This window comes from Rothia sp. HMSC036D11 (assembly GCF_001814205.1).
GTDB classification, from domain to species: domain Bacteria; phylum Actinomycetota; class Actinomycetes; order Actinomycetales; family Micrococcaceae; genus Rothia; species Rothia dentocariosa.
Genome location: NZ_KV815312.1, coordinates 59,996 through 76,703 on the forward strand (window position 1 = coordinate 59,996; position 16,708 = coordinate 76,703).

General features: G+C 55.0%; 7 protein-coding genes. 6 read left to right on the forward strand and 1 reads right to left on the reverse strand.

All coding sequences use genetic code 11. The features are described from left to right. Window positions 1–275: 275 nt before the first annotated feature. From rpoB to tuf, 6 genes are all read left to right on the forward strand, one after another. Entirely contained in the window at window positions 276–3,785 is a 3,510-nt protein-coding gene (rpoB, locus tag HMPREF2958_RS07515; RefSeq protein WP_070697564.1) for a DNA-directed RNA polymerase subunit beta, read from the forward strand. Between the two features lie 98 nt (window positions 3,786–3,883). After that, entirely contained in the window at window positions 3,884–7,789 is a 3,906-nt protein-coding gene (locus HMPREF2958_RS07520) for a DNA-directed RNA polymerase subunit beta' (protein WP_070697565.1), read from the forward strand. A 545-nt stretch (window positions 7,790–8,334) separates the two neighbouring features. Continuing rightward, entirely contained in the window at window positions 8,335–8,709 is a 375-nt protein-coding gene (rpsL, locus tag HMPREF2958_RS07525; protein ID WP_004005292.1) for a 30S ribosomal protein S12, read from the forward strand. Further along, window positions 8,709–9,179: a 30S ribosomal protein S7 gene (gene rpsG / locus HMPREF2958_RS07530; protein WP_004005291.1), complete on the forward strand. Its 471-nt coding sequence runs from the start codon at window positions 8,709–8,711 to the stop codon at window positions 9,177–9,179. The genes rpsL and rpsG overlap by 1 nt, the downstream gene beginning before the upstream one ends. A 72-nt stretch (window positions 9,180–9,251) precedes the next feature. Next, window positions 9,252–11,366 (forward strand): elongation factor G, encoded by a 2,115-nt coding sequence (fusA, locus tag HMPREF2958_RS07535; protein WP_004005290.1) that lies wholly within the window; start codon window positions 9,252–9,254, stop codon window positions 11,364–11,366. Window positions 11,367–11,571: 205 nt separating this feature from the next. Continuing rightward, window positions 11,572–12,762 (forward strand): elongation factor Tu, encoded by a 1,191-nt coding sequence (tuf, locus tag HMPREF2958_RS07540; RefSeq protein ID WP_004005289.1) that lies wholly within the window; start codon window positions 11,572–11,574, stop codon window positions 12,760–12,762. A 446-nt stretch (window positions 12,763–13,208) separates the two neighbouring features. On the opposite strand, the gene HMPREF2958_RS07545 is transcribed toward tuf, so the two are convergent. After that, window positions 13,209–16,646: a hypothetical protein gene (locus HMPREF2958_RS07545; protein ID WP_246828081.1), complete on the reverse strand. Its 3,438-nt coding sequence runs from the start codon at window positions 16,644–16,646 to the stop codon at window positions 13,209–13,211. Between the last annotated feature and the right edge of the window lie 62 nt (window positions 16,647–16,708).

Genomic DNA, 16,708 nt, shown 5'->3' on the forward strand with positions numbered 1-16,708 from the left:
CCGAAAGGGCTATAAAAAGCTCACTTGAACCCGGCGCTTGCATCTGCTGTACGGGTGTGGTAGACAAACGCGCGAGCATAGTGTATTGTTAATATTTACGCTTTCCCTGACCTTTGTGCCTTCATATAGCGGTGGGCACGGGCTGAAGGTGACGTTAAACCGTTCGACATCTACTAGCTTTGCACACCGTTTTCGGGGTCTTCATCATGATGTCTTACGGCTCTGTCGCCGGGAGGCAGATTGCTAACAGACATGTCTGTGGAAGGATCCCCATTTTGGTCGCTTCGAGCACCTCTAACCATGACGCCGCTAACGGTGCGGAAAACAATTCCGACCGTCGTATCTCATTCGCAAAAATTAGTGAACCGCTCAAGGTTCCCAACCTGCTGGCTATCCAGACCGACAGCTTCGACCGCCTCGTGGGTAACGAGCGCTGGGCAAAGCGTCTGGAAAACGCCCAGGCAGCAGGTGACACCTCTGTACCTGAGAAATCCGGTCTTGCTGAGATCTTCGAGGAGATTTCCCCGATTCGTGATTTCCAGGAAACCATGCAGCTGTCCTTCTCGGATCCGGAATTCTCCGATCCCAAGTACACCATGGAAGAGTGCAAGGATCGTGACGCAACCTATGCGGCACCCCTGTACGTTAAAGCTGAATTCATGAACCTGACCACCGGTGAGGTTAAGCAGCAGACCCTCTTCATGGGCGACTTCCCGCTCATGACCGAATCCGGTACCTTCGTGATTAACGGTACCGAGCGTGTGGTCGTTTCCCAGCTGGTGCGTTCACCCGGTGCATACTTCGAGAAGGCACCCGACCGCACCTCCGATAAGGACATCTACTCAGCACGCGTTATTCCTTCGCGCGGTGCATGGTTTGAGCTTGAAATAGACAAGCGCGATCAGGTGGGTGTGCGCCTGGACCGCAAGCGTAAGCAGTCCGTGACCGTGCTGTTGAAGGCTCTGGGATGGACCGAGGCAAAGATTCTTGCCGAGTTCGGGAACTATGATTCTATTCGTGCAACCCTAGAGAAGGACTCCGTCTCAACCCGCGACGAGGCTCTGCTCGATATCTACCGTAAGCTCCGTCCGGGCGAGCCCCCGACGGTAGAGGCCGCACAGGCGTTGCTCGACAACATGTACTTCACCCCGCGCCGCTATGATCTGGCGAAGGTTGGTCGTTACAAGGTGAACCGTAAGCTCGGTGTAGATGTTCCTCTTGATTCTCCCGAGGCATCGGTACTCAGCCAGGACGACATCGCTCAGATGATTCACTACCTGTGCGCTCTGCATGCTCAGGAGAGCAGCATCCCCGGTAAGCGTGACGGCAAGGAAATTTCCGTTAAGATCGATATCGACGATATTGACCACTTCGGTAACCGCCGCATCCGCACTGTGGGCGAGTTGATTGAGAACCAGATTCGCACCGGTCTTTCTCGCATGGAGCGTGTGGTGCGTGAGCGTATGACCACTCAGGACGTTGATTCCATCACCCCGCAGTCCTTGGTGAACATCCGCCCTGTGGTGGCAGCGATTAAAGAGTTCTTCGGTACTTCGCAGCTTTCGCAGTTCATGGATCAGAACAACCCACTGGCTGGGCTAACCCACAAGCGTCGTCTTTCGGCGCTGGGCCCCGGCGGTCTTTCCCGCGACCGCGCGGGCATGGAAGTGCGCGACGTGCACCCCTCGCACTACGGTCGTATGTGCCCCATCGAAACCCCTGAAGGTCCGAACATTGGTCTGATCGGTTCGTTGGCAACCTACGGGCGTATCAACTCTTACGGCTTTATCGAGACCCCCTACCGCGTGGTTGAAGATGGTAAGGTCACCGACAAGGTGCGTTACCTGACTGCCGACGACGAGAAGAGCGTTATTATTGCGCAGGCAAACGCCCCGCTGACTAACGAGCGTACCTTTGCTGAGGACGAGGTTCTCTGCCGTGCAGGCGATGGTTCTGGCGAGGCCGTGCTGGTTGCCCCCGGCGCTGTGCAGTACATGGACGTTTCCCCGCGTCAGATGGTGTCTGTGGCAACCGCTCTAATTCCCTACCTTGAGCACGACGACGCAAACCGTGCGTTGATGGGCGCTAACATGCAGCGCCAGGCTGTGCCGCTGTTGGAGTCTGAGGCTCCTGTCGTTGGTACCGGTATGGAGAAGTACGCTGCGCTTGACTCCGGCGATTCCGTGCTGGCGAAGAAGGCTGGCGTGGTATCCGAGGTATCGGCCGATCTGGTATTGGTTCGCAACGATGACGGCACCACCAGCTCGTACCCGATCATGAAGTTCTCCCGCTCGAACCCGGGCAACTGCTACAACCAGCGTGTTGTGGTGAAGGCCGGTCAGCGTGTGGAGGAGCGTGACGTTATCGCGGACGGCCCTTCGACCGACGGCGGTGAGCTCGCTCTGGGTAAGAACCTGCTCGTGGCATACATGCCCTGGGAAGGTCTGAACTATGAGGATGCGATTATCCTCTCCCAGCGCATGGTTTCCGAGGACGTGCTGACCTCGATTCATATCGAAGAGCACGAAATCGACGCTCGTGACACCAAACTGGGTCCCGAAGAAATTACCCGCGATATTCCCAACGTTTCTGAGGAAGTTCTCTCTGCACTGGATGACCGCGGTATTATCCACATTGGTGCCGAGGTTGAGGCTGGCGACATCCTGGTCGGTAAGGTAACCCCCAAGGGCGAGACCGAGCTGACCCCTGAAGAGCGTCTGCTGCGCGCAATCTTCGGCGAGAAGTCCCGCGAAGTTCGTGATACTTCTCTGAAGGTTCCCCATGGTGAATCCGGTACCGTGATCGGCGTTCGCATCTTCGACCGCGAAAGCGACGATGAAGACGATCTGCCTCCGGGCGTTAACAAGCTTGTGCGCGTGTACGTTGCGCAGAAGCGTAAGATTACCGACGGCGACAAGCTCGCAGGTCGCCACGGTAACAAGGGCGTTATTTCCAAGATCCTGCCGGTCGAAGACATGCCCTTCTTGGAAGACGGTACTCCCGTTGATGTCATTCTGAACCCGTTGGGCGTGCCCGGTCGTATGAACATCGGCCAGGTGCTTGAGGTTCACACCGGCTGGCTCGCTAAGCAGGGTTGGAAGATTGAGGGTGACCCGGCGTGGCTGAAGAATATGCCGAACTTCCCGAAGGAATCCGGACCCACCCGCCTGGCAACCCCTGTGTTCGACGGCGCTCATGAGGACGAGCTCTTCGACTTGATGGATCACGCGAACCCGAACCGTGACGGCGATCGTCTGATTACTCGCTCCGGCAAGGCACGTCTGATTGATGGTCGTTCGGGTGAGCCGTTCCCTGACCCGATTTCGGTGGGTTACCAGTACATCCTGAAGCTGCACCACCTGGTGGACGACAAGATTCACGCTCGCTCCACCGGTCCTTACTCGATGATTACCCAGCAGCCGTTGGGCGGTAAGGCACAGTTCGGTGGTCAGCGCTTCGGTGAGATGGAAGTGTGGGCGCTGGAAGCATACGGCGCCGCCTACACCCTGCAGGAAATCTTGACCGTCAAGTCTGACGATGTAACCGGTCGTGTGAAGGTTTACGAGGCGATCGTCAAGGGCGAGAATATCCCCGAACCGGGTATCCCCGAATCCTTCAAGGTTCTTATTAAAGAAATGCAGTCACTGTGCCTGAACGTCGAGGTACTTTCTACCGACGGGAAGACCATTGAAATGAGCGACTCGGAGGAAGAAGGCTTCCGGGCAGCAGAAGATATGGGCGTGAGCCTAACCCATGAGGAGCCTAGCTCCGTGGATGAGCTCTAATTACAGCCCCTCCTTCGCGGGCAGGGCGTAGTCACACGATTTTCGCCCCGCCCATCAACCCCAAGTCTTCGAAACTACAGAAAGAGATTAGGACCGATATGTCCAACGAATCTTCGCTTGGTTTGATGCGAATTGGTCTTGCCACCGCCGACGATATCCGTCGTTGGTCCTACGGCGAGGTCAAGAAACCCGAGACCATCAACTACCGTACCCTGAAGCCGGAGAAGGAAGGCCTCTTCGACGAGCGCATCTTTGGACCTACCAAGGATTGGGAGTGCTACTGCGGTAAATACAAGCGCGTGCGCTTCAAGGGTATTGTGTGTGAGCGCTGCGGCGTTGAAGTGACCCGCTCTAAAGTGCGCCGTGAGCGCATGGGCCACATTGAACTGGCTGCACCCGTCACCCATATCTGGTACTTCAAGGGCGTTCCATCACGCCTGGGCTACCTGCTTGATTTGGCACCGAAAGACCTGGAAAAGGTCATCTACTTCGCCGCCTACATGATCACGAGCGTGGATGAGGAAGCTCGTCACGAGGATCTGCCGAACCTGCAGGCGGCACACGACCGTGAAAAACGTGAGCTGGAGTCTCAGCGTGACGCCGATATTGCCGCTATTTCCCGCGAAGTTGAGCAGGAACTAGCTCGTATTGAGGCCGAGGGCGGCAAGAAGACAGCCGAAAAGCGTAAGCTGCGCGATAATGCCGAGCGTCAGATGGCTTCTGTTCGTAAGCGCGCCGACCGTGAAATTGAGCACCTGGAGAAGGTCTGGGATCGTTTCAAGAACCTGAAGGTTGCTGACCTTGAGGGTGATGAGGCGCTCTACCGCTCCATGATCGATAAGTACGGTCTGTACTTTGAGGGTGCAATGGGTGCTGAAGCTATCAAGAAGCGCTTGGAAACCTTCGATCTAGAGGCCGAAGCTGAGGCCCTGAAGGAGGTCATTCAGACCGGTAAGGGTCAGAAGAAGACCCGCGCGCTCAAGCGTCTGAAGGTTGTAAACGCCTTCCTGACCACTAATAACTCACCGCTGGGTATGGTGCTGGATGTTGTTCCGGTTATTCCGCCGGAGCTGCGCCCGATGGTTCAGCTCGATGGTGGTCGCTTTGCGACTTCCGACCTGAACGACCTGTACCGTCGTGTGATCAACCGTAACAACCGCCTCAAGCGTCTGCTGGAGCTTGGCGCCCCCGAGATCATTGTGAACAACGAAAAGCGCATGCTGCAGGAAGCTGTGGATTCGCTCTTCGATAACGGTCGTCGTGGTCGCCCCGTGACCGGACCCGGTAACCGCCCGCTGAAGTCGCTCTCCGATATGCTCAAGGGTAAGCAGGGGCGTTTCCGCCAGAACCTGCTTGGCAAGCGCGTGGACTACTCCGGTCGTTCTGTGATCGTGGTTGGTCCGCAGCTGGAAATGCATCAGTGCGGTCTGCCGAAGCAGATGGCGTTGGAGCTCTTCAAGCCCTTCGTCATGAAGCGCCTGGTGGAGCTTTCGCACGCGCAGAACATTAAGAGTGCTAAGCGTATGGTTGAGCGTTTCCGCCCGCAGGTGTGGGATGTTCTCGAAGAGATCATCACCGAGCATCCTGTGCTGCTGAACCGTGCACCTACCCTGCACCGTCTGGGTATTCAGGCGTTCGAGCCGAAGCTGGTTGAGGGTAAGGCTATTCAGCTGCATCCGCTCGTGTGCTCCGCGTTCAACGCTGACTTCGACGGCGACCAGATGGCGGTTCACCTGCCGCTCTCGCCTGAGGCTCAGGCTGAGGCACGCATCTTGATGCTCTCCTCGAACAACATCTTGAAGCCTTCGGACGGTCGTCCGGTAGCTGTTCCTTCGCAGGATATGATCATCGGCTTGTACCACTTGACCACCACACGCGAAGGTGAGAAGAACGAGGGCCACGCATTCTCGTCGATCGCTGAAGCTCTGATGGCGATGGATCGTCACGATATTGAGCTGTACACCAAGATTAAGGTGCGTCTCTCTGGTGACGAGTTTGTAGCGCCCGAGGGTTGGGAGGCCCCTGAAGGTTACACGCCTGGCGATCCGATTCTGCTGGAGTGCACTGTCGGCCAGATTCTGTTCAACCAGACTTTGCCGAAGGATTACCCGTGGTTCTCTGGCATTGCAGATAAGAAGGGACTGGGCAAGCTCATTAACGATCTTGCTGAGAAGTACCCGATGGATATCGTGGCGCGTACCCTGGATAACCTCAAGAACGCTGGCTTCTACTGGGCATCGCGTTCAGGTGTGACCGTCGCCGTTTCTGATATCGCGACCCCGGCGACTAAGCCCGCGATTATGGAACGCTATGAGAAGCAGGCCTCCGCGATTGAGGATGAGTTTGATGTCGGTATGATTGGCGACGACGAGCGCCGTGAAGAGCTCATCAAGATTTGGACCGAAGCTACCGATACGGTCGCTGAGGCTATGCGCGAGAATCTGAGCGACAACGGTGGTCTGAATACCATCTACCGCATGGTGACCTCTGGCGCACGTGGTAACTGGATGCAGGTTCGTCAGATTGCGGGTATCCGCGGTCTGGTGTCTAACCCGAAGGGCGAGATTATGCCCCGCCCGATTAAGTCCTCCTACCGTGAGGGACTGTCGGTGTTGGAGTACTTCATCGCAACTCACGGTGCTCGTAAGGGTCTTGCCGATACCGCGCTGCGTACCGCTAACTCGGGTTACCTGACTCGCCGTCTGGTGGACGTTTCGCAGGATGTGATCGTGCGTGAACACGACTGCGGTACTCGCCGTGGTTTGGTACTTCCGCTGATCGATGCTGACGGCAACCTCCACCCGGATGTTGAGACTTCTATCCACGGTCGTACTTTGGCAATTGATGTCAAGGACTCTGACGGTAACGTCATCGCATCCGCTGGTGAGGATGTTTCGGATGTGCTGATCGAGAAGCTGTTCAAGGCTGGCGTGAAGGAACTGCGTGTTCGTTCTGTGCTGACTTGCGAGTCCAGCATCGGCGTATGCGCCCTGTGCTACGGACGCTCGATGGCATCGAACGTTCTGGTTGATATTGGCGAGGCTGTGGGTATTATCGCAGCTCAGTCCATTGGTGAGCCCGGTACTCAGCTGACTATGCGTACCTTCCACACCGGTGGTGTTGCATCGGCTGACGATATTACCCAGGGTCTGCCCCGTATTCAGGAGCTCTTCGAGGCTCGTACCCCTAAGGGCGTGGCACCGATTTCTGAGGTTTCCGGCCGTGTGACCATTGAGGATACCGAAAAGTCGTACAAGATCGTCGTTACCCCGGATGATGGTTCCGAACCGCAGTCTTACACGGTTCTTCGCCGTGCAGCTTCGAAGCTGCAGACTGGCGACCACGTTCAGGTGGGCGATCAGCTGGCTGCTGGTGCGGTTGATCCGAAGGAGGTTCTGCGTATTCGTGGTCCTCGCGAGGCGCAGAAGCACCTGGTGAGCGAGGTTCAGGGCGTATACAAGTCTCAGGGTGTAGAGATCCACGATAAGCACGTTGAGGTTATTGTGCGTCAGATGCTCCGCCGTGTGACCGTCATTGAGTCTGGTGATACCGAGCTGTTGCCCGGTGAACTGGTGGACAACATTGTGTTCCAGAAGGCTAACCGCAAGGCACTGGTTGAGGGCAAGAAGCCTGCCGCTGGTCGTCCCGAGATGATGGGTATTACCAAGGCGTCGCTGGCCACCGAGTCCTGGCTGTCTGCCGCATCCTTCCAGGAGACCACTCGCGTTCTCACCCAGGCTGCTATGGAGGCTAAGACCGATCCGCTGCTTGGTCTGAAGGAGAACGTCATCATCGGTAAGCTGGTTCCCGCCGGTACCGGTTTGGCTCGCTACAACGATATTGATGTTGAGCCCAGCCAGAAGGCGCGTGAGGAGCAGATGCAGGCGTTTGATGGCTTCGGCTATCAGAGCGCGTTCACCCAGCTGGGTGAAGATCCGTACCCCTACGCCAATAGCGGCTACATGGCTGTTCCCTTGGACGAGTACGGTCGTGGTCTTGAGTAAGACTCACATAATGGGTTCGTAAACTCGATCGTGAATCGGGTCTAGTGTCCTAGATGATGGAGGCGGTTTCGGGAACTTCCCGAGACCGCCTCCTGACGTTAGCTAGGGGAGAGGACTACTCTATTTCAGTATTAAGTGATGAATACCATAGTGTATTTACCGTGATGGATGGTGTTCTCTCCGAGTTCAGCTAGATTAACAGGATTTTAACCTGTATAGTCTTTATCCGAAGTACCTAGCCTCGGCGTGGAATTCACCACCGTGATTCCTTGTGATAGTTAATCGTGAGGTCTTGGGTCAACGAATCAATGGCAGTATGGATACCGTCCTTTGGTGTTGCCTGTGCGCTGACACCTAAATGCCATTTTTAAGTGTGCCCAAAAACTTTTTCATCAGAAATAAGTTTAAACTCGCTGAGAGCAAGAACCCGTGTGCCTAGATGGGCTGCGGGCTTCTGTAACCGAGAGCATTTCGTGGCAACACAAAATGCCAGTAAGTTCCCAAGGACTTGAAGACAGATAAGTCCACATAGTAACGGAGAAAACGTGCCTACTATTCAGCAGCTGGTCCGTAAGGGCCGGACTCCCAAGGTCGTTAAGACCAAGGCGCCCGCACTGAAGGGCAACCCTATGAAGCGTGGCGTGTGCACCCGTGTGTACACCACCACCCCGAAGAAGCCGAACTCGGCACTGCGTAAAGTCGCTCGTGTCAAGCTTAACGGTGGTATCGAGGTTACCGCATACATTCCCGGTGAGGGTCACAACCTGCAGGAGCACTCGATTGTGCTCGTTCGCGGTGGCCGTGTGAAGGACCTCCCCGGTGTTCGTTACAAGATCGTTCGTGGTGCTCTGGATACCCAGGGTGTTAAGGGTCGCGGCCAGGCTCGCTCCCGCTACGGCGCTAAGAAGGAGAAGAAGTAATGCCTCGTAAGGGTCCCGCTCCCAAGCGTCCCCTCGTAAACGATCCTGTTTACGGTTCTGCGCTGGTTACCCAGCTCATTAACAAGGTTCTGTTGGACGGCAAGAAGTCCGTGGCAGAGCGCATCGTATACGGTGCTCTTGAGGGTGTTGAGAAGAAGACCGGTTCTGATCCGGTCGTCACCCTGAAGAAGGCTATGGACAATATCAAGCCCTCGCTTGAGGTTCGTTCCCGCCGTGTTGGTGGTGCAACCTACCAGGTGCCGGTCGAGGTCCGCCCCGGCCGTTCCACCGCTCTGGCTCTTCGCTGGTTGGTTGGCTTCTCGAAGCAGCGCCGCGAAAAGACTATGACTGAGCGTCTGATGAACGAGATCCTGGATGCATCCAACGGTCTCGGCGCCGCTGTCAAGCGCCGCGAAGACACTCACAAGATGGCCGAGTCCAACAAGGCCTTCGCACACTACCGTTGGTAATTCTCCGTTTACAGCCTGTCGAGGTTATGGAGCCTGGCAGGCTTTCGGAGTATCTCATTTAGGGAGAAAAACGTGGCACATGATGTGTACACTGACCTGAACAAGGTCCGCAACATCGGTATTATGGCGCACATTGACGCCGGTAAGACCACCACTACTGAGCGCATCCTGTTCTACACCGGTATTAACCACAAGATCGGTGAGACTCACGATGGCGCTTCAACTATGGACTGGATGGCTCAGGAGCAGGAGCGCGGTATTACCATTACCTCCGCAGCTATCACCTGCTTCTGGAAAGACAACCAGATCAATATTATCGACACCCCCGGTCACGTTGACTTCACCGTTGAGGTGGAGCGTTCGCTGCGCGTGCTTGACGGCGCGGTAGCGGTGTTTGACGGTAAGGAAGGTGTTGAGCCTCAGTCTGAGACCGTGTGGCGTCAGGCTGATAAGTACGATGTCCCCCGCATCTGTTTCGTTAACAAGATGGACAAAATGGGTGCGGACTTCTACTTCACCGTTCAGACTATTATCGATCGCCTGGGCGCAAAGCCGCTCGTTATGCAGCTGCCTATCGGCGCTGAGAGCGACTTCGTCGGCGTGGTTGACCTGCTCGAAATGAAGGCATACGTATGGCCCGGCGACGCCAAGGGCGACGTGACCATGGGCGCAGAGTACGAAACTCGAGAGATCCCCGCTGACCTGCAGGCTAAGGCCGAAGAGTACCGCGCAGAGCTGATCGAGGCTGTTGCTGAGTCCAGCGAGGAACTCATGGAGAAGTACCTCGAAGGTGAAGAGCTCACGATTGATGAGCTCAAGGCTGGTATCCGTCAGCTGACCATCAACGGCGAGGCATTCCCCGTGCTCTGTGGTTCCGCATTCAAGAACCGTGGCGTTCAGCCCATGCTGGATGCTGTGATCGAGTACCTGCCTTCCCCGCTGGATGTTCCCGATGTAGAGGGCTCTAGCCCCTCGAATGAGGAAGAGAAGCTTACCCGTAAGGCATCTTCGGATGAGCCTTTCGCGGCTCTAGCCTACAAGGTTGCAGCTCACCCGTTCTACGGGCAGCTCATCTACACCCGCGTGTACTCCGGTCACGCGGCTCAAGGTCAGCAAGTTCTTAACTCGACTAAGGGTAAGAAAGAACGTCTCGGTAAGCTCTTCCAGATGCAGTCCAACAAGGAGAACCCGGTCGACGAAATTACCGCAGGTCACATTTATGCGGCGATCGGTCTGAAGGATACGACTACCGGTGATACTCTGTGCGATCCTGCAAACCCGATCGTGCTTGAGACGATGACCTTCCCCGCTCCCGTGATCTTCGTGGCGATTGAGCCTAAGACCAAGGGCGACCAGGAGAAGATGTCGACCGCAATTCAGAAGCTCTCCGCTGAGGACCCCACCTTCACCGTGTCGCTGAACGAAGAGACCGGTCAGACCGAAATCGGTGGTATGGGCGAGCTTCACTTGGACATCATCGTTGACCGTATGAAGCGTGAGTTCAAGGTTGAGGCTAACGTTGGTAAGCCTCAGGTTGCATACCGCGAAACCATTAAGAAGACCGTTGAGAAGGTCGACTACACCCACAAGAAGCAGACCGGTGGTTCCGGTCAGTTCGCGAAGGTGCAGGTTTCCTTCGAGCCGCTGCCTCTGGATGGCGAGGAACTGTACGAGTTTGAGGATAAGGTGACCGGTGGTCGCGTGCCTCGCGAGTACATTCCTTCTGTCGACGCTGGTATTCAGGACGCTATGAAGTTTGGTGTTCTGGCCGGTTATCCGATGGTCGGCGTGAAAGCAACCCTGATCGACGGTGCCTACCACGATGTCGACTCCTCTGAAATGGCGTTCAAGATCGCTGGTTCTATGGTCTTCAAGGAAGGTGCTAAGCGCGCTAACCCTGTTCTGCTGGAACCACTGATGGACGTTGAGGTGCGTACCCCCGAGGAGTACATGGGCGACGTTATCGGCGACCTAAACTCTCGTCGTGGTCACGTGCGTTCCATGGAGGATGCATCCGGTGTCAAGATCGTCAAGGCTCTCGTACCGTTGACCGAGATGTTCGGTTACATTGGCGACTTGCGTGGTAAGACCCAGGGTCGTGCAGTGTTCTCGATGGCATTCGATAGCTACGGCGAGGTTCCCAAGAACGTCGCTGACGAGATCATTCAGAAGAGCCGCGGCGAGTAATTTCCCGTCTCTTTCTTGAGGGTTGCGGGTTGAGAAGCCCGTGACCCCTCACTAAAATTTTTAAATAAAAATCCACCATTGAGGGCATGAACAGTTTCATCTCTGCCGCGTAATCCGCTATTCTAGACGCTAGACCGTTTTTTGCGGGTTGCGCCGGAGCGAAGATCCGGGTGCATGTTTTCAATACGTTCTAGGAGGAACACTCTTGGCTAAGGCTAAGTTCGAGCGCTCCAAGCCTCACGTTAACGTCGGTACCATTGGTCACGTTGACCACGGTAAGACCACCCTGACCGCTGCTATCTCCAAGGTTCTGGCTGACAAGTACCCGGACCTGAACGAACAGCGCGACTTCGGTATGATCGACAGCGCTCCTGAGGAGCGCCAGCGCGGTATTACCATTAACATCGCTCACATTGAGTACCAGACTGAGAAGCGTCACTACGCACACGTTGACGCTCCCGGTCACGCTGACTACGTCAAGAACATGATTACCGGTGCTGCACAGATGGACGGCGCAATCCTCGTGGTTGCTGCTACCGATGGTCCCATGGCGCAGACCCGTGAGCACGTGCTGCTCGCTCGCCAGGTTGGCGTGCCCACCCTGCTGGTGGCACTGAACAAGGCTGACATGGTTGATGACGAAGAGCTTCTCGACCTCGTCGAGATGGAGGTTCGTGACCTCCTCTCCTCGCAGGAGTTCGACGGTGATGACGCTCCCGTGATCCGCGTGTCCGCTCTGAAGGCTCTCGAAGGTGACCCCGAATGGGTTGCTAAGGTCGAGGAGCTTATGGAAGCAGTTGACACTTACATTCCGGATCCGGTTCGTGAGACCGACAAGCCCTTCCTTATGCCCATTGAGGACGTCTTCACCATTACCGGTCGCGGTACCGTTGTGACCGGTCGTGCAGAGCGCGGTACTCTGAAGATCAACTCTGAGGTTGAGATCGTTGGTATCCGCCCCATCCAGAAGACCACCGTGACCGGTATCGAGATGTTCCACAAGCAGCTCGACGAAGCATGGGCAGGCGAGAACTGTGGTCTGCTTCTGCGTGGTCTCAAGCGTGACGATGTTGAGCGTGGTCAGGTTGTTGTGGAGCCGGGCTCCATCACCCCTCACACCGAGTTCGAGGCAAACGTCTACATCCTCTCCAAGGATGAGGGCGGTCGTCACAACCCCTTCTACTCGAACTACCGTCCTCAGTTCTACTTCCGTACCACTGACGTGACCGGTGTTATTAAGCTCCCCGAGGGCACTGAAATGGTTATGCCCGGTGACAACACCGAGATGACTGTTGAGCTGATCCAGCCCATCGCTATGGAAGAAGGCCTCGGCTTCGCTATCCGTGAGGGTGGCCGCACCGTTGGTTCGGGTCGCGTTACCAAGATCATCAAGTAATTGCCGTAGCAACGACAATTCGCTGATGATGCGTTGAACAGCTTGCTCTTTCAACGCTAGCGATTTTAGAAGTCCCCCTGCATTCAATGATGCAGGGGGACTTCTACGTTTAACACTCCGCAGTCCTGGAGAGAGGGTGCTTCTGCGAGCGATAGTTTGTGTTTGGTATCTAGCCCCGGTGGCATTCCCCTAACCATAAGCACGGCTGGGGGAGGGCATGCCGGGGTGGATTGGGCACCTTCTTTTAGCGTGTCTTGCTTGGGCAGGCTTTTCTAGAACACGCTAAAAGGTAACGGGGTAAATAGTCCGGGATTGCATTACTTCACCTTACCCGTGCCTCCCTTATCTTCTCCATAAAAAGCGCCTTGATAGTGAATGAAGCGAAGTTTCCAATGCTTTGTTCACCATCAAGGCTCTTTTGTAGGAGCTAGAACATCAGGGATATTCTAGGCTTGACTATTTCCGTTCGGGTTGTTGTGCTGTTGTGAGTATCCAGGATACTGTGCCTGACCATTGGGCTGGTTATAGCCTTGGTAAGGCTGCTGCCCTGCCCATGGCGCCTGTCCGTAAGGTGCGGATGCGCCATTCGGAGGTGCAAACCCGGCAGGCGTGCCCTGATACGGGTTCTGCGGAAGAGCGGGAGCCTGCTTATCCGCTGAAGGCCCCTGATCGCGAGCCAACAAACGCCATACAACACCAGCAATGAGAAGTACCGAGATAATCATGAGCGTGAGCGGGTTGAGCCCGTTGAGTAGAAGCGCAAGATCTACCGTAACGAGAGCCGCGCTGACAAATACCCAGATACGGTCAAGAACAACGCTGACGAGTGCAGTCAGGAGAATGCCCAAGAGCATGATGACCGCACCTTGCTGAAGGTAACCAGTGCCCCATGCCATGATGGTGAGGAGCCCCTGTAATCCTATAGCCGTGTAGAGCAACGCCGCAGAGATACCTTGCTGAGCGGGGTGTTTCTCGATGAGGTTCCGGAGTATCTTAGATGCCACAACAGCAAGCAGAATGAGGATCGCAGCTTCCAAAAGGCTCTGGAAGAACCCTGTTACCGAGAAATCCAGAAGAATTCGTGTAGTAAATGCCACCGGTGCGGCAACGATGGCTGTTGGCAGCATGCGCTTAGTGCTGACGGAGGCAAAGCTCAAAGCTGTAAGACCCCACAGCAGAGCGCTCTGTACTGTATCTTCGGAAGCAATCGAAGCAAGAGTCCAGAAGGCGATAGCTATGATTGCTGGAACCATCAAAAAGGTGTTGTGCGGGCCGTAGAATCGGGTGCTGTCATTGCGCTGAGAAACCAAATAGTTTTTCGAGGATCGGGCGGGCCCGTGGAGCGGAAGCTGAATAACTTTCGCTGAGTTCTCCAACTGCACGTTAAGAGGCTGAAGCGAATCATACTTGCCGGGGATCTCGCGCTTCAGCAGAGTTGTTAGACCGTAGAGGACTGCACTGCATAGGGCAGCGGCAAGACCCTGGTAGATAACATATTCAGAGAACCGTGGGTGATTGAGGTTCAGCATATGATTGGTAACGGTATAACCTGTCAAAAGCAACGCGATAGAGGCGCATACTCGGAGCATAGCCAGGTTTGCTGTCTCCCCGAGCCCCCACAGCACCAGAACAGCAAGGGGGCAGAAGATGGCGGTGAACAGAGCGTTGTCTGAGTACGCGAAGGGAGCAATGAAACCGGGTAGGCACGCTGTATAGAAGATAATGTAAAACACAGTCCGTTCGCGTGGCTGGCGGCGAGTTATGTACAGAATTCCACTCAGCAGACCTTGAATAAGGAGCAGTCCAGAGGCGGTGAGGAACACCTGATCAGAGGCAATGCTATTGGAAGCCCACAGCACAATGACTGACCACAGCATTGGGAACCTAGACGTCATAAACATAATATGACGTTCCGAGGTTTCTTGAGGAATAATGTAAGACATTCCAAACATATAGATGCTGGTCAGAACCAGAACCCCGACTGCCCACCAATCCCCAGCGGGGAAGAGGTAGTTCATCGATGTTGCTGCAATGCCTAAACCGCATAACGTGAGATAGATGCAGATGAGAGGCACAATCTTTTGATCTTTATACGCACTCGATGCTCGGAGCGTCAAGAAGCCAAGAGCCAGAACCGCGAGAAGAGCGACAACATAGAGCGAGGTATCAAGGGTTGGGTCAACAACCTCGCGGGGAGTCCACGTGAAGATCGAACGCAGCAGAAAGAATACAACTGCCATGACAAGGTACACCAGAATTTCCCGGAAGGCTGTCAGAGAACGTTTCTGGGGCAGCATCTCGTAACGGAGCGCGGCGAACAACCCAAGAGCGGTAATGGTGAGAGCACCTGCTAGGAGGATACCTCGTACGCCCCATCCGAGCTGAAGCGTAAAGAGCAGGTGCATGGTACCTAGGAAGAGGAATATCTTCGTTGTACTCGATACAAGGAGCTGAGGCAGCTGAAGCTTGCGGGCGGTAAGCATGAGAATGCCCGCTGTTACGAAGTACAGGTAGAAAGCGGATTCGTGCTGGCCTAGCAACATCAGGCTTAACCCACTGCTTATCCCAGTGATCAGGTATACGTACTCCTGAGCAAGAAGATATTTGCGGTAGGCAACAATAATACCCACGCAGAGCACAGCAAATACCCATGCACGCGGAAAGGTAACACCGTCTAGATGTACAAGCAGCATAAATTCTAGCCCAGTTGGGAAAGAATCTATATTGGTCAGAAGTGCATGTGGCATTTCGATAAAAGTGACGAATGCAGCAAAAATAATGCTTATATAGGTATCAATCCGAACATCCCAGCGCATTATGGGATGCTTGGGTAGATTCGCCTTCATTTCACGCTGCATAAGGGGGTACCCTACCAAGACTGCGAGAAGGTGCAGCGCATATAGGCCCATGAGGACAATTGTGACGGTAATAGGCCTCTCTAAACCCCAGCCGAAACTGATCAGGGCGATGAATGGGTAGAGGCGAGCCTGAATGTAGTAGTCAAGCTTGCGTTCCAGAGCGGTAAAGACGAAAGCGTGAGCCGACATAACGGAGAAGACTATGCCCATATCAGAGCTACTCATCTGCGGTATAAAGAAGAGCACCACGATCGCTGTGACGGGAACGAAAATACGGGAGGATTCTAAAAGACCCTCACGCAAACCAGTAGGTACAAGGCGCGAATTCAGGCGTATGAGCAGGCCCAGGATAATGGCGAGTACTGTGAGCGCGACGAAGTACCACACAAAGGGGAGAGCAGCCACGTTCGTGGCGGCAAGCGCATCCGAGACGAAGAATGAAATAAGAACATAAGCCATCACCCTGTTGCGCATAAAAGAGCAGGCCAGAATAATTGCGGCTGTACCTATGAGTGAGACCAGCAGCCAGATGAGGCTTCCATCATTCCAAAGCCCCAGAACATAGGTTGCGATACCGGTAAGAGGTAAAAGTGCTAAACCTGTGGCGGTGAATGAGTAGGATGCGATGCGCAAACGTGCCACGGTTTTGTAGGTAATAAGACCTGCGCTGTAGAAAAGTAAACTACCTAATCCTAGACCAGCTACACGAAGAATAACGCTGGTCCTATCCTGCGAGGTGATCGAAGTGATGAACAGCGCCGCAGAACCGATGAGGAGCAATGAGCCCAAGTAAAGCAGAACATTAAGGAAAAGGTCTTCGGCACGGCGGCGTGTCAAAGAACGGGTGGTCTGCTGGGGAGCCTGCATCGTTGCCTGTGACGGATCAGAATACCACGTTGTTTGTGGGTTTTGGCCCTGCCAAGGCATCTGTGCCTGAGGGTATGAATACCCGGCTGGTGTCTGAGGAGACTGCCCTGAACCCTGCGGCTGAGCACCGGAGGGGAATTCGTGGTTGGGGGTAGACATGATATTTACTCCTTTGATGATTTACCTATTTTCACCATAGACGAATGCGGAGCATAGATTCT